At 61.5% G+C, this 19,162-nt stretch carries 14 protein-coding genes; 7 read left to right on the top strand and 7 right to left on the bottom strand.

Features of this window, described 5'->3' with window-relative positions; translation table 11 throughout:
• Positions 1-6 precede the first annotated feature (6 nt).
• Entirely contained in the window at positions 7-2,277 is a 2,271-nt protein-coding gene (locus HY962_12580; GenBank protein MBI5647757.1) for a DUF4838 domain-containing protein, read from the top strand.
• A 57-nt stretch (positions 2,278-2,334) separates the two neighbouring features.
• On the opposite strand, the gene HY962_12575 is transcribed toward HY962_12580, so the two are convergent.
• Positions 2,335-4,575, bottom strand: coding sequence for a VWA domain-containing protein (locus HY962_12575; GenBank protein ID MBI5647756.1), 2,241 nt, complete (start codon positions 4,573-4,575; stop codon positions 2,335-2,337).
• A gap of 461 nt (positions 4,576-5,036) precedes the next feature.
• Between HY962_12575 and HY962_12570 the strand changes: the two genes are divergently transcribed.
• Entirely contained in the window at positions 5,037-6,401 is a 1,365-nt protein-coding gene (locus tag HY962_12570; GenBank protein ID MBI5647755.1) for a T9SS type A sorting domain-containing protein, read from the top strand.
• Between the two features lie 15 nt (positions 6,402-6,416).
• Here HY962_12570 and HY962_12565 read toward each other — a convergent pair whose 3' ends face one another.
• The gene (locus tag HY962_12565; protein ID MBI5647754.1) at positions 6,417-8,255 is read right to left on the bottom strand and encodes a hypothetical protein; all 1,839 of its coding nucleotides are present in this window, start codon (positions 8,253-8,255) and stop codon (positions 6,417-6,419) included.
• Between the two features lie 413 nt (positions 8,256-8,668).
• On the opposite strand from HY962_12565, the gene HY962_12560 reads away from it, so the two are divergent.
• The 3 genes from HY962_12560 to HY962_12550 all read left to right on the top strand — a co-directional run bounded on the left by HY962_12560 (position 8,669) and on the right by HY962_12550 (position 10,840).
• The gene (locus tag HY962_12560; GenBank protein MBI5647753.1) at positions 8,669-9,442 is read left to right on the top strand and encodes a transporter; all 774 of its coding nucleotides are present in this window, start codon (positions 8,669-8,671) and stop codon (positions 9,440-9,442) included.
• A 313-nt stretch (positions 9,443-9,755) separates the two neighbouring features.
• Positions 9,756-10,454, top strand: a complete 699-nt coding sequence (locus tag HY962_12555; protein ID MBI5647752.1) for a DUF1295 domain-containing protein — start codon at positions 9,756-9,758, stop codon at positions 10,452-10,454.
• A gap of 188 nt (positions 10,455-10,642) precedes the next feature.
• Positions 10,643-10,840 (top strand): hypothetical protein, encoded by a 198-nt coding sequence (locus HY962_12550; protein MBI5647751.1) that lies wholly within the window; start codon positions 10,643-10,645, stop codon positions 10,838-10,840.
• 49 nt (positions 10,841-10,889) lie between these two features.
• Here HY962_12550 and HY962_12545 read toward each other — a convergent pair whose 3' ends face one another.
• Entirely contained in the window at positions 10,890-12,239 is a 1,350-nt protein-coding gene (locus tag HY962_12545) for a B12-binding domain-containing radical SAM protein (protein ID MBI5647750.1), read from the bottom strand.
• Positions 12,240-12,472: 233 nt separating this feature from the next.
• Between HY962_12545 and HY962_12540 the strand changes: the two genes are divergently transcribed.
• The gene (locus HY962_12540; protein ID MBI5647749.1) at positions 12,473-13,954 is read left to right on the top strand and encodes a DUF1566 domain-containing protein; all 1,482 of its coding nucleotides are present in this window, start codon (positions 12,473-12,475) and stop codon (positions 13,952-13,954) included.
• On the opposite strand, the gene HY962_12535 is transcribed toward HY962_12540, so the two are convergent.
• The 3 genes from HY962_12535 to HY962_12525 are packed head-to-tail and all read right to left on the bottom strand — an operon-like array spanning position 13,944 to position 16,481.
• On the bottom strand, positions 13,944-14,465 hold the full coding sequence (locus HY962_12535) for a hypothetical protein (GenBank protein ID MBI5647748.1): 522 nt from the start codon (positions 14,463-14,465) through the stop codon (positions 13,944-13,946). The genes HY962_12540 and HY962_12535 overlap by 11 nt on opposite strands.
• Positions 14,466-14,525: 60 nt before the next feature.
• Positions 14,526-15,107, bottom strand: a complete 582-nt coding sequence (locus HY962_12530; GenBank protein ID MBI5647747.1) for an alpha/beta fold hydrolase — start codon at positions 15,105-15,107, stop codon at positions 14,526-14,528.
• 21 nt (positions 15,108-15,128) lie between these two features.
• Complete coding sequence (locus HY962_12525) at positions 15,129-16,481, bottom strand: right-handed parallel beta-helix repeat-containing protein (protein MBI5647746.1); 1,353 nt, start codon at positions 16,479-16,481, stop codon at positions 15,129-15,131.
• Between the two features lie 511 nt (positions 16,482-16,992).
• Between HY962_12525 and HY962_12520 the strand changes: the two genes are divergently transcribed.
• Entirely contained in the window at positions 16,993-17,739 is a 747-nt protein-coding gene (locus HY962_12520; GenBank protein ID MBI5647745.1) for a Rieske 2Fe-2S domain-containing protein, read from the top strand.
• A 225-nt stretch (positions 17,740-17,964) separates the two neighbouring features.
• Here the strand turns inward: HY962_12520 and HY962_12515 are convergent, their stop codons facing one another.
• Positions 17,965-18,990, bottom strand: coding sequence for a sporulation protein (locus tag HY962_12515; protein MBI5647744.1), 1,026 nt, complete (start codon positions 18,988-18,990; stop codon positions 17,965-17,967).
• Positions 18,991-19,162: the final 172 nt, after the last annotated feature.

Below are 19,162 nucleotides of genomic sequence, written 5' to 3'. Positions count from 1 at the left end.
TGAAACATGAACCCTTCAGCCGCCGCCCGCCTCGCGATCCTGTGCACACTCCTCGCCTGCGCCTCGCCCGCGCAGGCACAATTCACGCTTGTCGAAAACATGCGCGGCACCTGCGCCATCGTGGTGGCGGAGGATGCCGACAGCATCGTGCTGCGCGCCGCCCATGAACTGCGCGACCATATCGCACAGATATCCGGCGCGACACTGCCGTTGAGGACAGCCGACGAAAAACCTGGACCACGGGAGATACTGGTGGGTCCCTCCGCACGCAGCGCATCCCTTGTGACCCCGCCTGAATTACAGGCGCTCGGAGACGATGGGTTCATCATCCGCTGCACGGGCAGTCGGCTCGCCATCGTCGGTGGTCCGCGCAAGGGCACATTGTATGGCGTGTATTCGTTCCTCGAGGAACAACTCGGCTGCCGCGTGTACAGCGCGACAGTGCGTGTCCTTCCCGAACGGCACACGATTCGGATCGGTCGCGTCGACGTGCGCCAGGTGCCGCGTTTCTCGCATCGCGAAGTGCACTATCTGAACGCGATGGACCGCGGGTACAGTGAATGGCACAAGCTGCATTCAACCGACGACCGCAACGAGTCGTGGGGTATGTGGGTGCACACCTTCCAGCATCTTGTGCCGGCGGAAAAACATTTCGCCGCACATTCCGACTGGTTCACGCTGCAAGGCGGCCGTCGCATTCCGAGCGGACAGCTCTGCCTCACGCATCCCGACGTGTTCCAGGTCTTGGTGGATTCGTTACGCGCGCAGATTGCCCGCAAACCGGAAGCGCGCTACTGGTCGGTGTCGACCAACGACAATTACAACGAGTGCCGCTGCGAACGCTGCGCTGAGGCCAATGCGCGCTTCGGCGGCAGCGCGGGCACGCTGGTGGATTTTGTGAACCGTGTCGCCGCGCAATTCCCGGGGCGCGACATCTCGACACTCGCGTATCAGTACACACGCTCCGCTCCCACGTACATTCAGCCCGCACCGAATGTGAACATCATGCTCTGTTCGATCGAGTGCAACCGCAGTGCGCCGCTCGACACGGATCCGGCGAGCGCCTCCTTCCGTCGCGACGTCGAGGACTGGGCGCGGCTGACGGGGAACATCATCATGTGGGACTATGTCGTGCAGTTCCGCAATCTCGTGAGTCCTTTCCCCAACCTGCGCGTGCTGCAGCCCAACATCCGCTTTTTCGCGCGGCACGGCATACGCATGATGTTCCAACAGGGCGCCGGCCGCAACGTGGGCGAGTTCGGCGAGCTGCGCACATACCTGATCGCGAAACTGCTCTGGAATCCCGGCGTGAACATCGATTCGGTCATGAACGATTTCCTTACGGGATATTACGGATCCGCTGGTCCGATTATTCGCCGGTACATCGACCGCATGCACGACGCGCTCGAACAGTCGAAGGGCGCGCTCTACATCTTCGGCAATCCGTACGACGCCGTGCGAAGTTATCTCACGCCCGGACTGATCGCGGACTACGGGCGCATTTTCGACGAGGCCGAATCGGCCGTGCGCGATTCCGCCGTCCTGCTCGAGCGTGTGCGCATAGCGCGGCTCCCGCTCGAATACGCCATACTCGAAATTTCCCTGCGTGGCATCGATCCGTCGCTCTCATACTTCGACACAAGCGGCGGCACCTGGCGCGTATCCGCTTCCATGCGCGACCGCCTCCGCTCCTTTGTCACCGTCGCAAAACGGGCGGGCATCGAGCGGCTCGAGGAGCGCGGCACCAGTCCCGATGAGTACCTCGTCTCCATCGAACAGCAACTGCGCCTGAGCATCGAGGGTAATCGCGCCTTCGGCAGACCGGTTTCCCTCCTGACACCGCATAGTGAGAAGTATCCCGTCGGCGGCGGACGCGCGCTCACCGACGGCCGGCACGGCCCGAACGACTTCCACATCAACTGGCTCGGTTTCGAAGGCGAACACATGGACGCCGTGGTGGATCTCGGCAGCACACAGCCCGTGCGCCGCATCAGCGCCTCGTTTCTGCAGCAGTGGTATTCGTGGATATGGCTCCCGCGCCGCGTCGAATTTCTTGTCTCGTCCGACGGCGTCGAGTACACTCCGCTCCGCACAGTCGAGAATACTGTGTCGGACGAAATGGATGGCATGTTCGCAACACCGTTCACGATCGAAACGCCCGGCGTCACGGCGCGATATGTGCGCATCCGCGCGGAGAATATTCTCCGTTGCCCGGACTGGCATATCGGCGCGGGCGGAAAGGCGTGGGTGTTTGTGGACGAGATCGTCGTCGAATGATTCGTGAAGGGGGAAGGGTGAAGGGGGAAGAGTGAAGGGAGAAGGGTGGAGTGGTGATTAACGGATAAGGACGAGTGGCGTGACGGCGGTGTGGTACGACGATGATGCGGTGACGAGATACACGCCTGCGGGTAGCGCCCCGAGATCGGCACGAAGTGTCGTGCCACCCGCGGCGAGCGGTCCGTCGTACAACATAAGACATACACGTCCGTAACTGTCGGATATCTGCACGGTGACGCTGCCTTCGTCGCGCGCGGAGAGTTCAAGCTCAGCCATGGACGTGGCGGGATTCGGGAACACCCTGAGCGAAAGAGGCGCTGCGCGCTGCAGGATGCTTTCGCAGTAGCCGTCAAGCAGGACAGGCGTATGATGCAGCGTCAACGCGGCATCACACCCCGTCGACAGATCCATCGTGTAGGTGAGCGATGTTGAATCGACGCGTTTCTGCGGCACGGCTTCCAACACGAAACGGAGAAACGGGTGATCCGATCCATCCATCATTCCGCTCAGTGTTACATCCGCCAGACCCGGGCTTCCCGATACGCGCATACTCCCGGACCAGCACCGTTCTACGCTCGAGTCGATGCGCGGGGCGCGCAGCAGGCGCGGATCGTACAACAGCCGCAGCCGCGCAGTGAAGTGCCTCCCGGCTTCATACGCCGGTTCGAGACGGAAAGGCAGCACACGCGGCATGGCGTCGGGAAGAAACTGGCGATCGCCGTTCCCCGCTGTGCGGGGGGCCGATGAGACTGTGCGTAAGAGCAGCGTGCCTGTCTCCGCTGTGCATTGGTGGATGTCGCTCACGCGGGCGCGATATTCACCTGCGCCGCGGGCGTGGATCGACGCGGAGGTGTCGCCGAGCAACACGCCGTCGCGGAACCACTCGTAGCGCGCGAAGCCGGGATCCGCCCGCAGCAGCAGACTGTCGCTCTCGCAGATCTCACGCTCCCCTTCCGGATCGAGCCGTACGTGCATCGTGCAGGGATACACACAGACACGTCCCGGCAGCGCCGCGGGCACGATGCACCCCTCGTCGAAACTCACACGTTCAAGGAACACCGGAGCGCAGACCGTGTCGGATACGTCGCGTGTCGGAAAGTCGAGCGCGAAGAGCACTCCTGATCCGCTGCAGATGTTGTCGCGGAGGAGGCGGACATGCGCGCGTCCGTTACTTGCGTCAAGTACCAGGGCGGTGCCCTGCGCGAGCAGCGTGCCCGAATCGCGCGCCGCGGGCGCGCCAAGGAGAAACGGATCGTAACGAATGTAGAGATCGCCGCGCGGCAGCATTTCCGCTGCGAGCGTATCCGACACCGATATAGGGACTGACAGGACACTCCCCTCCCACACGGCCGCATCCTGCATGCGAAAAGCAAGCGGTCGATTGCGGCCCGCCGCGCCGGGCACTGTCACGGTGACAGTCGCGCTGTCGCTTCCGCCGCAATAGTCGCGCAGGACGAGTTCGATGGACCGCGTCGTGTCGTCGGTGCACGAGGCCGTGTACCGAAGTATGCAGTCCGGATCGTCGCGTGTCGCGAGTTCGGCGATGACACGATACACCTCGCTGAGCTGCTGCGGGTCGTACACTTCGAAGTAGCGGCCGCCGGTTCCATTGGCGAGCTGCTTGAGTTGCAGGGTGTCGAGACGCGTGCCGAGTCCCACGCAATAAATCTTCACCGCGTTCGCGTTCGCCAGCGCTATGGTCTCCTGCACCGTGCGCCAACTGCCGTTGTCGGCTCCGTCGGAAAGTAATACCACCGCCTTGCAACGGTTGCGTCCCTTGGCGGCCAATTCCTCGAGGGCCGTGTAGCATCCGTTGATCATGGTCGTACCACCCGTGGCGACAAGTCCTTCGATCGCGACACGCAGCCGCCCTTTCGAGGTGGTCATCGTCTGCACGACACGGACGATATTGCTGAACGCCACAACCGTGGCCTCGTCCTTGACGCCGTCCATCGCTTCGACAAAGGCCTTGCCCGCCACGCGCGCCTCGTCGATGCCGACGCCCATCATGCTTCCGCTGACGTCGAAGGTCAGCGCCACCGACATGGGGCAGCGCGGTGTTGTGTCGCGGCATACAACGTCGAAGTTGTGCACCTCCCTTCCATTTTCACGGAGGAGCAGGTCGCGCTTCACAACGTCGAACGAGGGCAGCCCGCCGCAGTCCACCGCGAATCTCAGCGAGATCACGGGCCACTGCAGGTCCGCTCTTTTGAGATGAAGCACGGTCTGCGACTGCGCCATACCAGCCGCGATACACCATGCCAGCATCACCCACAGAGTGCGTTGAACCCCCGACATCGTTGCCTCGAATCTGTCGCCGGAATTTCATGCAATTCCGCCCGAGATTCAAGGAAGAAATCCGCGACGGATACGGGCAGGCGCGGACGAATGCCGATCCACCCTCCCTTCCAGCATGCCGATCGACATACCGTCGAAACGCCTCACCCGGCTCATCGGGCAAAAGGGCGCGAACAGCACGCTCGCCCTGTGTCGGGAAACTGTCACCGATGATACACCCGGCCACAGGAGCAAGGGCGCACTGAAAGGTGCGAGTGTGTGTCATACACCTGCCGCTGTCAAAATATGCTGCTGTTGTTGTAGTCTGCCGCAGGCACAATACATCATATAACGGATTCATTATGTCGGAATTGGCATTTGGTTTCGCCGCACAAACATTCGGGCGAGCAACGGTATGGATCAATGCCGGATTCGATTAGATTAGTACACGCTGCCCCATCTCCCGCACGACCGGAGTTCCCATGACCAAGACCCGCACCGCCGCCACACTCCTCTTCCTTCTTCCCATCCTGTTTCTCGCGCAGCACGCCGCTGCACAGAACACACGCGGTGCGTTGCTCGAACCCGCGGACGGGCGCATCTATCATGGCGTGCAGCATATGACGTTCGCGACGGGACCCGATCCCATCGCGGGCTATCTCTCCGCGCTCAACGACAACACCATTCAACCCGCCGTGCAGGGATTTTTCTTCAGCATACCCGGCACGCGCGGCCCGGCGCTCGGGCTCCGTCAGATGGCCACTTTTTTCAAGAGCGCCGATTCCATCGGGTTTATTCCGGAAATAAGTCTCTTTTTTGTCAGTGATGTGGCCGTCGACAGTGTCATAGCGGTGTCGGATCAGTACGACTGGATCATCGACAGTGTGATCACGCTGTCGAAGGCCTACGGCCGCGCCATGCTGCTGCGCATCGGAGGAGAATTCAACGGCGCGGGGCCGGGATGGAACGGCGGCGGGTACCATCCCTATTTGTACGTGACGATGTTCCGGAAAATCGTGGACCGCTTTGCCGCGCGCGGGCTCCGCGATTCGATCGCGACGATCTGGTGCTACTACCCTTCCGCGGCGAACGACTTCGATTCGGTCGACACACGCGGCGCGCGCTGGTATCCGGGCGACGAGTATGTGGACTGGTTTGGCCTGGATCTCTTCGACGTGCAGGACTTCGATCCGGCCGCGCCCGAGTATCAGCGTGGTGTCATCACCCGCAAGGGCAAATCGGAACGTTTCCTCGCCATGGCGCGCTCGAAAGGCCGGCCTGTGTACATGAGCGAAACGTCCGCGAAGGGCATCAACATCAGCGCCGATCCCACCGACAGCCAGAACGACTGGAACGGATGGTTCGTGAAGTTCTGGCAATTCATGACGGATCATCGGGAGATAAAAGGATTCAGTTATATCGACGCGCTCTGGCCCGACCGCGCATATCCCGGTTGGGGTGACGCGCGTATCGAGAATAGTCCGGTGCTCAGCGCGCTGTATCGCGAGGAGATGCACAAGCCACGGTACATCCATCTGCCGAGCGGCACCACGGGCTCCGACGACACACCCGTTGTTCCCGCTCACACACTCGTGCTCGAACAGAACACGCCGAATCCATTCCGCGATGTCACCACGGTGCGCTTCAGCATCGCGGCCGGAACGCGGGCGGAATTCGCGGTGCACGACATGCTGGGCCGCCGGCTCGTGCTCCCAGTGCAAAAGTACTTCGAGGAAGGCGCGCACAGTGTGCGCCTGCACGCTGCGGATCTTCCCAGCGGTCTGTACGTGGTCAGTCTGCGCTCCGACGTCGCGTCGGTTCAGCGCACCATGCTGCTCAGCCGCTGACGGCGACGCAGCGGTTTACACGGTGACGAGGGCGAGACGGGCTTCCGCCTCGTCCGTACTCAGTCCCGGTATGACGATGCCGCGCAGCGTCTCCTCCGCGGCCGCGAGTTCCGCGGTGATACGGCGGTGCAGACGCGCGCCCGCCTCGGCGAAGGAGGGCAGGAAGGACCGGTAGTACTCGATGCCCTCGAGCAGATTTTCGCGGAACGTCGCGAGGAATTCCGGTGTGTGCACACCCGCGCTCACGCTCTCCTGCACCTTGTTGAGCCAGTAGTCGATGTACAGGCGCAGTTCCTTCAGGAACATGTGCGGACGCTCGGGATCTGTCATCACATTGGCGCGGCCGTAAATGTGATCCACCATCTCGCGCAGCGTCGAGATGCGCGAGAAGTAGGCGAGATTCGGGCCGGGACAGACGGAGGCGGCCTCGCTGATTTTCGGGAGGCGGATGTCGTGCGCGTGCAGCGCCGACGTGATGAGACCTTCGCAGAGGCAGACTTTCTCGACGGCCTTGTCGTAGGCGGCCTTGAAGGAATCGGATCCGGGCAGCGCGTCCTTCAGCGTCTGAAGCTTTTTGCGCATGAAGGTGATCGACGCGCTGCAGATCGGTTTCTCGGTGAGTTCCGTGTTCAATTCGAGGTACTTGCGGATGCAGGGACTGCCGGGCTTCCCCGCATCGGCGCGCTGCATTTTTTCCTCGTCCTTGGAATTGCCACGCAGGCTGTTGAAGGGCACACCCAGAGGCGAGATGCCGCTGAGATACAGGTCGTCCTCACCCGCTGCGCGCAGAAGCTCGCGTGTCGCGGGATCCACGTTGGTTGCCTCGGGCACGAGAAGGAACGGCGTTCCCCAGCCCACGGAGCTGACACGGTAATGCCGGAGCAGCGCCGACTGTTCCTGCGCGGTGCCGACGCCGCCCTGTACGGTGACGATGGGCGGCGGCATCACCCGCGGCACGTAGTGGCCGATGCGGGTGAGGGCCTGCGTGTATTTGGTGTAGGCTTCGCGGAACAATTCGACACGCCGTGTGCGGAATTCCTCGAGGATGGGGCCGAGGAGCAGGCCGTCGGTCGCGAACGCGTGGCCGCCGCAGTTGAGGCCCGACTCGATGCGGTATTCCGAAACCCACAGACCCTTCTTCGCGAAGTACTGGCCCTGGATCAACGCCGAGCGGAAATCGCTCACCTTCACGATGATGCGTTTCTTCATCGCCCCGCCGCTGTCGGGATAAAAATCGGCAAAGGACGCGGCGTAGGAGTACAGCCGCGGATTCATGCCCGCGGAAAAGACCACGCCGCTGCGCAGACGGCTGTTCGCGAAGCCGCGCAGCGCGGCCTGCGCGTCGCTGTCGTGCGGACCCATGGGTGTGCCGTCGCGATGGAAATTGTTTTTGTCGACTTTCGCCATGATGTTGACGTCGATCGATCCGGGCCGCATGGCGTCGCGAAGCTGCTGCTGCAGACGCGCGACGCGATCGCGCCCCGTTGCGCGGCGCATGGCGAGATATGACTCGCGCAGCGGTGATCCCTCGGGAAGCATTTCGAAATAGCGCGCAAGTTCCCCGCCCTCTGTGAACTCCGACGCGCGCAGGGCAGTGAACTGTTCGTGCACGTGCTGATGCACCATGTCGCACCAGGCGGTGATGCGGCGTGCGCGCGCGTCGTCCTCGTCCTCTTCGATGGGCACATACGGTCTGCCTGCAGCGGCAAGACGCTGTTCGCGCAGAACCTCGAGAAGTTTGTCGTCGATGATGGACATGACCGACGAAATGCCGTACTTCGCGACCGCGAGAGGTGTCGTGACCGAAAAACCGATGCCGAGAACGGGTATGTGAAACAGATGGGGCGACGACATGCGCGGCGCTGTCCTGATTGTGGGCGAAACTGATGCCGCATCCGCCGGAGCCGTGCCGCCACTATGGGGGAAACGGACTTCTTAAATCAACCAGGTGCGTCGAGACATGTTCGTTCGATTGACCGAGTGGATACGATGCCACAATATACACACTTCGGAACAATTCAGACATCAAAGCAGAGATTTTACACAGGCAAATACGTATGACTCTTTCATTCAGCGCGGGCGCGTGCGCGGATGTGCCGGCAGGCTGGAGCCGCGCGGCTTGGTTTTCCCTCGCGTAATGTGTATCGTCGCGCAACAATTCCCCGACAATTCTCCGCCCCGCCTGCACGGAAAACTCCGCGCGCGGTCCGCACACGACGTTGCGAAATATTCGTGCCTCGGCCAGGAATTCACATAAACAGAGCACCATGCAATACACACCATATCTTCTGACCCTGCTTGTATTTTTCTCGTTCCTGTTCCCCTCCGCGCGGCTCGACGCTCAGTCGCGACGAGTTCCCATGGAGACGGACCGGCCGGACCAGACCGAATGTGCGAGCACTGTTCCCGCCCTCCATGTGCAGGGCGAGCACGGCTTCAGCATCGAGGTGGAGAAGCTCGAGCGGCATTACCGCCACCCTTCGTCACTTTTCCGATTCGGTGTAAGCGACCGCGTCGAGCTGCGGCTTGCCGCGGAACCCTTCAGCGGCGGGCACGGCGCCGTCGTCCATACCTCGCTCGCGCCGGTCGAACTCGGGTTCAAGGTCGCGCTGTTCGACGAACACGGTTGGGTGCCGCAGACGGCATTTATCGGCCACCTGAATCTCGGACGTCTCGCGACCAAGGATGAACAGGTGCCCTTTACCTCACCTGCCTTCCGTTTCGCGCTCGCGTACGACCTCGGTGCGGGCACCGGCCTCGGTATCAATCTCGGATCCGAAATGGATGGGCGCAACGCGACCATGATCTTTCTCTACACCCTCGCCTTCAGTGTCGATCTCGACGAACACTTCGGCGCCTACGTCGAAATCTACGGCGATGATCCCGAAGGCGGCCATCCGGCCTCCCATTCCTTCGACGGCGGTCTGACATTGCTCGTCTCACCCAACCTGCAACTCGACGTCTCCGGCGGCGTCGGACTGGTTGACATTGCTCTGGATTATTTTGCCGGGGTCGGTGTGTCGTGGAGGTTGCCTCGGTAGGGGGACGGAGAGCTAGGAGCTAGGAACTAGGAACTAGGAACTAGGAACTAGGAACTAGGAACTAGGAACTCTTAGACGAGAACTCCCCCTCCTGCCTCCTGTATCCTGTCTCCTCACTCGAACAGAGTAGACCGAACTACCATCTACCACCTACCATCTACCGTCTACCACCTATTATCTGCTCCGTCCTCACACTCCCGTGAGAACACAGGAGAAAGGAGACAGGAGACAGAACCTTACTCGAAGGCCTCCTGCCTCCTGTATCCTGTCTCCTCACACGAGTGTGGAGAGTGAGGATTGTGTAAGTTGCGCAATGGATATGCAGAACCAGGCATCACACGGCATACACCGCCGCACGCACCTTGCCGTGAGTTATTCGGGTGCGTTGATCTTTTTTTATGTGATGCTGCATTACCACATCGATTCCGAACGACTCCACATCGCGGGACACGACACGTGGATCATGCCATGGATGGTGCCGGCGCTGATGTGGACCCTGCACTTCCTTCGACGCACGTACGAGTCGATGCGTGTGCATCGTTTCGGTGCGGGCACTCTGGCCTGGGTAAAGGCACCGGTGCCTTGGATGTACTACTGGGGATTTGCGCTGTGGATCGCGTACGAGGTGACAGGCGCCGGGCCTCAACCACCTGCCTGGGAATTTCGCGTTGCGGGAACGCTGCTCTTCCTTTGTGGTGAAATTGGAAATGCCATAGCGCATGTCATGCTCGCGCGGCTTCGCCACGCCGACGGTACGCGTCAGGGACTGCCGCGCGGCTTTCTCTTTGAATATGTCTCGTGCCCACATTATTTCTTCGAAATCGTGAGCTGGATCGGATTCTGCTTCGTCACTGCAACACTCTCGTCGCTGGCCTTCGCCGCAGCGACTACATGCATCCTGACTGTGTGGGCAACACAACGGCATCGCGCATATCACCGGACCTTCGACGGCCGCGAGGGACGCGAGTTGTATCCCGCGGACAGAAAAGTACTTGTCCCGTTTTTATACTAACTTTGTACAGGATTTTCCGGGTATTGCTGCGAAACGCTTCTCCTGATTGATGGAATCCCGTATGCGCCCCTTCGCAATCGTGTGTCTCTTTCCATCAACCGCGCTGCTCAAAACGTATCCGCATCCCATGCGGCAGAGCGGTACAATATCCTACACTTGCCGAGGCCGGGCATGTTCATCTCAGGGTCGTGGACGCGCTAGGTCGGGAAGTCCGCACTCTCGTCAGCGGAGACGGTGAAGCCGGTGTTCATCGGACGGTCTGGTCCGGTGTCGATGAAAACGACCGGCGCCTTGCAGCAGGTGTATACTTCCTCGACTTGCGCGTGACAGATTTTTCCGCGCGTCTTCTGCACCACTCGGTCAGGCCGCTGCTGTTGCAGCGCTGAATCGCCGACCGTCCTCAAGAGCGCGGCCCGCGATCCCCATCGTGCTGCTCTATGCCTGCTGTGCGAGCGACAGCATGCCCCTCGCGAATTCTCCGTCGATGGATTTGCGTCCGCGATAGCCGAGGTTGAGTGCCAGCACGCCGCCCAGCGCCACGCCCGGCCGCAAGTATTGCAGACTCTTCCACACGCGTCGGGCAATCGCGCTGCGCTGGTAGAATTGGTGCCCGACCCAGCCCACACCCCTGTCCAGGCGTTCTGGGCTCATGTGCCGTGGTTCGAAGACGACGTGATTAAAATCGTAATGACTCCAGTCGCGGTCGAAGATCCGTCCCTGCGCATCGAGGTCGTCGAAGAGCGGCGTGCCCGGAAACGGCGTCATGCGTGTCGTCTGCAGCGCCTCGATGTTTGTATCGAGGAGGAACGCGAGCGTGTCCCCGAACACGTCCTCCGTATCGTGATCGCCCCCGAACACGAAGCCCGCGCAGATCGCGATGCCCGCGCGGTGTAACGCCTCGACGTCCGCGTTGTACTGACCCCGTCCGTTGCTCTCCTTTTTCCAGCCCGCGAGTCCCTGCTGCGACAGTGTTTCGAATCCGATGAAGAGGCCGCCGCACCCGCTGCGCGCGGCCAGCTCGAGCAGTTCTTCGTCGTGCGCCAGCCCGATGTCGCATTGGCTGAACCAACGCTTGCGCAGCGGGATCATCGCGGTGAAAAGCTCCATCGCATACGCGCGGTCGCCGATGATGTTGTCGTCCATAAAAATGACGTGCCGCCTCAGGGCGCGCAGTTCGTCGATCACCTCCGCAACCGGACGTGTGCGGAAGCGCGACGTGTGGAAGGCGGCGACGGAACAGAATTCACACTGGTACATGCACCCGCGTGTGGCCTGCACCGCATCGGCGGGCACATAGTCCTTCCGCCTCATGTGCCGGCGGTCGGGCTGGGGCAGTCCGTCGAGGCAGCGCATCTCGCTGCGGTAGAACGGCTGCAGCGCGCCCTGTTCGTAGTCGCGGATCATCCGCGGCACCACGTCCTCCGCATCCCCGATGCACACCGCATCGGCGTGTTGTTTCGCCTCCTCCGGCATGAAGGTCGGATGGTATCCCCCGACGATCACCGTCAATCCTCTGGCACGGAAGGCGTCGGCGATCTCGTATGCGCGCGGCGCATTGTGTGTCATGAACGTGATGCCGACAATGTCCGCGTCGCTGTCGAAATCCACCGGCGTGACATCCTCGTCGAGGACACGCGTCTGCACCTGCGGCGGCATCGAACCCGCGACGTACAGGCTCGGGAGGAGGGAGAAACGGAAGTAACGCGACTGCCTGGGTTTCTCCCCGGCTTCCACGCGCCACAGCGGGGATGTGGGATTGATCATCAGGAATCGAATCGTAGACATGGCCTCCTCCGGGCGGGGTGAATTGTTCGCGAAGCAGGGACCGGGGTGCGTCCCGGCCGCAGAGTGACAACCATAATCTCGCAGTCCCGCGGCTCAAAAGTGTCACGGAATTGTCATGCCCGGGCGCACGTCCAGCCCGGGAAACTTTTTAATCCGACGGACCTGTGATGTGTCATACGGGAACAGCATTTTGCATGTCATCCCCACAGGTCGTGTATTCCGCCGGAGCCGCCATGTCCTCACACACACCCTCCCGTTGTTTCTTCGTGCTCATGATGGTGCTCTGCGCCCTCCCCGTCATGTATGGGCAGACGTATCGCATCGTCGATACGGGCGTGCGCACGTTCTACAACAACACGACGCAGGTACCCGCGCCGGTGCAGGGTGCGATGTTCTATGGTCAGGATGCGACCTACTCCGGGAATCAGCCCTCGTACACCAACAACGGCGATGGTACGGTCACCGACAATGTGACAGGGCTTATGTGGCAGAGGGACATGGGCGTAAAAATCAGTTGCGCGGACGCGGCCATCAAGGCGGATACGTTGACACTGGGCGGCCACAGCGACTGGCGCATCCCGAGCATCAAGGAATTGTACTCGCTCATACTCTTCACCGGGCGCGCGGGCGGTGAACGCGCGGGGGTGTTGTTCATCGATACCAGCGTGTTTCTGCAGCCGCTGGGAAATGTCGCGGCGGGTGAACGCGAGATCGATGCGCAGACCTGGACGTCCACACAATACATCGGACTCACCTTCCTCCGCGACTCGACCGTGTTCGGCGTAAACTTCATCGACGGACGCATCAAGGGATATCCGAAGTACAAGCCGGGCAGCGGCAACCGCACGCCAAGCGTGATGTACTTCCGCATGGTCCGCGGCAATCCCGCCTACGGCAAAAACGACTACGTCGATAATGGCGACGGGACGGTGACCGACCGCGCCACGGGTCTCATGTGGCAGCGGGCCGATGACGGTGTCGCGCGCGACTGGGAACAAACCCTCACCTACGCCGAGGGATTGTCACTCGCGGGCTACAACGACTGGCGGCTGCCGAATGCAAAGGAACTGCAGAGTATTGTCGACTATACACGTGGTCCGCAGTCCACGCAGAGTGCCGCCATCGATCCGATCTTCCGCACCACGGGCATCACCGATCCCGATGGCCGCCCGGGACAGTTCCCGTATTTCTGGTCCGGCACCACACATCTCGACGGCCAGAATCCCGGCGGCGCGGCCGTGTATGTGGCCTTCGGCGAAGCGCAGGGCAAGGTCAACAATGTGTTGATGGATGTGCACGGAGCCGGTGCACAACGCAGCGATCCGAAGTCGGGAAATCCGGCGAACTATCCCTCGTATATGGGACCGCAGGGCGACGTGCGTCTTGTGTTCAATCACGCGCGCTGTGTGCGTACAGCGGGCGCACCCTCGTCCGTCGGAGCACTCCCTGTTGCGGCGGCCCCGACTCTGGCGCAGAACGAACCGAATCCGGCAGGCGCCACAACACGCATCCGTTTCACACTGCCCTCGCCCGATGCAGTGTCTCTCACCCTGCACGATGCGGTGGGCAGAGCCGTCCGTACGCTCACCGACACACACCTCCCCGCGGGCGCACACACGGTCGTGCTGGATGCAACGTCACTCCGGCCGGGCGTGTACTTTTACCGTCTCAGCACCTCGACGGTCACCCTGTCCCGCACGCTGATCATCGAGTGAGATCCGGCGCCTCGACCGCCGACTCGTTCAGCGAATCAGCGTGGCCGGTCCGTCCCTGCAGAACATCCTGTTCCAATACCATCCGGAAGCGTGCGGGTTCTTCAAAGAGCGGACTGTGCGCGGATTCCTCAAACGTGTAGAATCCCTTCACAGGCGCGCGGAGCGCGGCGGCGTACGCGCGGGTTTCTGCGTACGCGCACGTCATGTCGTGACGTCCGTGCAGCATATACACGGGAATCTCGAGCGCCGGCACCACGTCGGGCAATTCGATGGACCACATCACATCCCGCAGATGTTTCTGCGAGAAAAGCTTCCCACGCCAGAGCCGTACCTTCTCGCCCATCGTGTACTCCGTGCAGAGCAGGGACGGAAGGAATATTCCCGTGATCACCGAACGCATCGAACGCATTGTCCCAATGCCAAGTTCGTGCATCACCTCGTCGCGCATCGACAGCCATGCCTCGGGCAGCGGCGCGTCGCCTGTGACCTTCGTGCCAAGCAACTTCTTCACCGTGCCCGCGTCGCCTCGGCGGGTGTATTCCTGCAGGGCGTACTCGTAGGCGAGGCGCTCTTAACGCATCTGACGCGACACCTGCGCGATGCCGATGTACGCATGGAACAGGTGGGGTGCACGCGCGGCAAGCAGGGCGCCGAGTATGGTGCCGTTGGAATGTCCCATGAGGTAGATCCGATCCGTGTGAAAGCGGCGCCGCAGGTACTCGGTGACGTCCGTCGCGTCCCTGAGCAGCCGTTCGACGGTCAATGAACCGGGAGGCATGTCGCTGTCGAACGAGAGTCCCGCGCCCGGCTGTTCCCACCAACACACGGTGAAGAGGGCCTCGAGTCCCGTGGGATATTTCCTCTCGAGGAAATACTCGGGCATGCCCGGTCCGCCATGCAGGAACAGAAGCACAGGATGCGTGGTGTCACAACTGCGAATGATCATTCCCTGCTGCATGCCGTTGATCGGGACGGCAATTTTTTCCGCGAGGCCGCGTGTACACAGAGTGCCCGCACTGTCGAGAGGTTTTTCCATCGTGCCCGGGCTGCAATACCACAGGACGAGGAAGAGTCCCACCACGAGGACTAGTACGACGGCAAGCACTGTCACAGCAAATCTCCTGAAGAAGGAACGGCGCAGGTGAGTTTTCATGATCGTCGGAGTTCTCTTTGTCTAGCGAAGAAGCACGCCGCGCAGGCCCCACGTGTGAGTATCCCCGGCCAGCAGCCAGTACAGACCACGGCGCAGCGTCGAAATATCCAGCGCCACAACATGCTCGCCTGCTGCACAGGCACCAGCGTCGAGGTTCATCACCTCCTCCCCCAACACCGTCAGCAGGCGCAGCCGCACAGTGGACGGCCTCGCGAGACGGATGGACACCGACAAGTGCGCGCCGGCGGGATTCGGGAAAATGGCGTGAAGTTCGGGGAGCGCGTCCGTGTTCGGGATGTCCTCGGATCCTGTGCTTGGCTCGAATTCGTAGGCGCCAAGATCCGGTGCGGCACGCAGCGGACGTGCACGCAGTCCCGCAGGATGAACATACTCGAACAGCGGCGCGGGATTCTGCGCGTGGCTGATGCCCGCATCCACCGCAGGCGACTGCGCGGTGAGATGGTAATTATACGCGGCGGCATCGGTGAAGTGCGCGTCGGCGATGCTGCGCAGCACGGCGTTCGCCTGCGTGTCGAGCACCGCAGCTCCGCCCGAGAACATCGATCCCGCCCCTGCCATCAGATTGTTTATCACACGCACCGAGTCCATGCCCGAAGCGGGGACCATCACAAAGGTGCCCGCACTGCGTTGATTCACAAACGTGTTGTGCCGCACGACGAGCACCTTCGCGGGATTGCTCAGGCCCTCGAGTCCGTACCCGCAGGTGTTGGAGTTTTGATTCTGCGGACCATGCTGAATCTCGTTTCCCTCGATCAGCGACCAACCGCCGTTGGGCAGATCGATATCGCGGCTCGCCGTGCCGTCGCTGCCGTTCGATATGCGGTTGCAGCGGATGATGTTTGTGTCGGCGCGGCTCTTGATGTTGTGTCCCACTTTCGCGTGATGCGTCCACGATCCCGTGATCTCGAAACGTCCCACATGGCCGATGTACATGTTGTGTGAATAGCCGTCGCCGAAGCCGTTGCCTTCGAACACGCTGTGTACAACGCGTATGCTGCTGGCCGGATTCGCACCCGTGAGGATGCCGTTTTCGTTGCCGTGGAAATAACAGCGTTCCACCAGCAGATCCGCCCCCTCCTGTCGAATGCCCGCGCCGTTTTTATCTGGTACGGTGGCGCCGGAAAACTCGATGTCGCGCACGGTGGTGTTTCGTCCCTGTATCACCCAGATCGCCTTGCCGCCGCAGCTTTTATCAGACACATGCGCCATGCCGCCAACGCTGCGCAGCAGAAGGTTGTTCTGCCGCCATGTGGCGCAATCCGTGTACCTGCCTGCATCGATGCTCACCGTGTCGCCATCCTTCGCGACGGCCGCGGCCTGGCTTGGAACCGTGAGCGCGCGGCCGGGACCCACAGGCCATTCCGTACTGAACATCGATGAGGCGGAGAGAGCCCCAAAGCATAGCGTCAGAATCATTCTCGAGAACAGGCGCCGCGACACCGTCGATGAACGAAGTCTGCACACACGTCGTGTCGACGCGGAGCGCGCCCTGGAAGCGATCCACACACACCAACCACGGGAGAGACATTGTCGCATCAATTGCTCCGTGCTGAAGAAGAAACGTGCGCGGAATCTACTCGCCGCGGCCCTCGCAATCAACGAGGCGAAAAAATAATGCCGCGCAATTCCGCACGGGATGGAGCTGAACCGGCGACGACGTATCTTTGTTCTTCACACATCTCCGGGTTCCTGGGAAATTGCACGGCACGACACAGGCCGTGCGGACTTCCGCGGCAGCACCGGATCACACGATCCGCCCCTGACCGCAACCTCTTCGGGATACCAGTTGTCCTCGTATAGGCACCGCTGTACGCCGTTCATGGTGTCTTGTACACATCCATCACACACTCATTCACACGCCGATATGAACAGACGCAACGCCCTCGCGCGCATCCTTGCAGGAGGCGCATCAATTCTCCTTCTCGACAGAACCCTTCTGCACGCATCGCCGATGTCGGAGCTGCGCATCTCGCTGTCCGATCCGCGTTTCGCCGCGCTTGCGCAGGTGAACGGCACCGTGGAAATCGGCAACAGCATCGCACCGGGCATCGAGGCCGTGCTGCCGAGCGGCTTTCCGCTGGCACTCGTCCGCGTCGACGCCACCACCATCGTCGCGTCGTCGATGGAGTGTCCGCACAATCAGTGCAAGGTCGGCACGTACAACGGCACGCAGTTCGTGTGCCCGTGTCACGCGTCGCGCTTCACCGGCGCGGGTGCGCGCGTGTCAGGACCCACACCCCGCGGACTCACCACCTATCCCGTCGCCATAGTGGGATCCACCGCCATCATCACCGGCATTCCCGGCTCTCTCACATGGAACCTCACCAATGCATCGGATCCGCAGGTGGCCAGCAGTTTCACGCTCGAGCAGAACGAACCGAATCCCTTCAGCACAAACACACGCATCCGGTTCTCCCTTGCCGAAGCCGCCGCGGTCACTCTCGTGGTGCACGATGCGACGGGCCGCCGCATCACCACCCTCGCCGACGGCCGCTATACACAGGGCACACACGCCATCGACTACCGCGCAGGCGCTCTCGTTCCCGGCGTCTATTTCTACACACTCACCGCCGGCAGTTTTGTCGAGACAAAGCGGATGATCGTTGAATAGTTTGTAGATGGGTAGTTGGTAGATGGGTAGTTGGTAGATGGTAGATAGGTAGGTTGATCTACTCGGCGTGTGTGAGGAGACAGGATACAGGAGACAGGAGACTGCTATTTTACTCCCTACTCCCTACTCCCTACTCCCCACTCCCCACTCCCCACTCCAACTCCCCACTCCCTACTCCCTACTCCCCACCCCCACTCCTAGATCCTATCTCCTAGATCCTAGCTCCTACGGCAACACCGCAATCGGATACTCCATCTCGATCGGTCGGCCGGATGAAAATTCGAGCCGCACCGTCGCGCGCCATTCCAGCTCGTTGTCGCGAACACAAATCGATTGTGGCTGGTCGGGGGGTACTGTCATCTGCGCGAACAACTCGCGCGGCACACCGGCGGGCAATTCCTCGCCCACGCGGATGCGGTGCTCGTCGGCGTACACGGGATGTTTATGTACATGTGTCGACTTGCCCGCCTGGCGCCGCGTGTGTTCCCGAAGTTCGAGGCGCACCGTTGCATACTCGACGCGCACGGTGCGGCGCGGCGTAAATGTGACTGCGGCCTGCAGCGTCTCACCGCGGCGCAACAAGGGATTGCGCAGGGATGCCTGCATCTGGCCGCGCATCCTGCTCTGTATGGCGCCGCCCGCGATGAGCACGAATCCCACAAGCGCGAGAAGGAAAAATCCGGCGCCGTAGAGGATGTCCTCACTCGAGGGATGATCCCAATTCGGCGAGAGCGCGCCCACGAGAATAAACACCGCGGCGAAAATGATTCCCGCGACGATGGACCAGATCATGCGCGACCCTGTGCTCACACGCTGGGCTCGCTGCAACGCCTCGCGGTTGAACGAGGGGCCGAGCACGCCCTCGCCTGCGCGCTCTGCCGCGATCAGTTCGAAAGGCATATCGATGTCGGGATTGAGCCCCATGGCGACATCAACCTCCGCCGACAACACCCATTGCACGGCGAACAACTTTCCGGAGTAACTGATCGGACTCTCGGGCAGCGGCAGCTCGAAACGAAATACACGCTCGTCGCCCTCCTGCAGCTCGAAGGGTTCACCGACGCGCACTTCATCGGTTTTTCCCCGCACCGTGTTGCCGCGGCCCGACGTCTCCCAACGCAGCCGCAGATCCACGCCGCGCACCGTGCAGGCGCTTGTCGCGCGCAGCACCAAACTTCCGCGCATCGTTGCCCCGCCGACAAACACCGACTTCCCTCCCTCGGGACGCACCTCTATGCTGCAGGAACTCATGGGATCTCCTCTACTGTCTGTGTATGATCGGATACAAATATCCTGAATCCCTGCATCGGGAAAAACAACACGTCACGCGCCGTATCACACGTCGTGTGGTACATCGCGGCTGATGGCTGTCCGCGCGATACGCGGCAGTCTGCGCGGCGTGTTGCAGTCCTCGCTGCGGTGT

The sequence above is a fragment of the Ignavibacteriota bacterium genome, from assembly GCA_016218045.1.
GTDB lineage: Bacteria > Bacteroidota > Ignavibacteria > SZUA-365 > SZUA-365 > JACRFB01.
This window is presented reverse-complemented; position numbering and strand designations above follow the sequence as displayed.

Bases quoted from the DNA above. Each gene is read 5' to 3' on its own strand.
- HY962_12580 (MBI5647757.1), top strand. From the start codon at position 7: ATGAACCCTTCAGCCGCCGCCCGCCTCGCGATCCTGTGCACACTCCTC.
- HY962_12530 (MBI5647747.1), bottom strand. From the start codon at position 15,107: ATGAAAACTCACCTGCGCCGTTCCTTCTTCAGGAGATTTGCTGTGACA.
- HY962_12570 (MBI5647755.1), top strand. From the start codon at position 5,037: ATGACCAAGACCCGCACCGCCGCCACACTCCTCTTCCTTCTTCCCATC.
- HY962_12545 (MBI5647750.1), bottom strand. From the start codon at position 12,239: ATGTCTACGATTCGATTCCTGATGATCAATCCCACATCCCCGCTGTGG.
- HY962_12560 (MBI5647753.1), top strand. From the start codon at position 8,669: ATGCAATACACACCATATCTTCTGACCCTGCTTGTATTTTTCTCGTTC.
- HY962_12555 (MBI5647752.1), top strand. From the start codon at position 9,756: ATGGATATGCAGAACCAGGCATCACACGGCATACACCGCCGCACGCAC.
- HY962_12520 (MBI5647745.1), top strand. From the start codon at position 16,993: ATGAACAGACGCAACGCCCTCGCGCGCATCCTTGCAGGAGGCGCATCA.
- HY962_12540 (MBI5647749.1), top strand. From the start codon at position 12,473: ATGTCCTCACACACACCCTCCCGTTGTTTCTTCGTGCTCATGATGGTG.
- HY962_12515 (MBI5647744.1), bottom strand. From the start codon at position 18,990: ATGAGTTCCTGCAGCATAGAGGTGCGTCCCGAGGGAGGGAAGTCGGTG.
- HY962_12575 (MBI5647756.1), bottom strand. From the start codon at position 4,575: ATGTCGGGGGTTCAACGCACTCTGTGGGTGATGCTGGCATGGTGTATC.
- HY962_12565 (MBI5647754.1), bottom strand. From the start codon at position 8,255: ATGTCGTCGCCCCATCTGTTTCACATACCCGTTCTCGGCATCGGTTTT.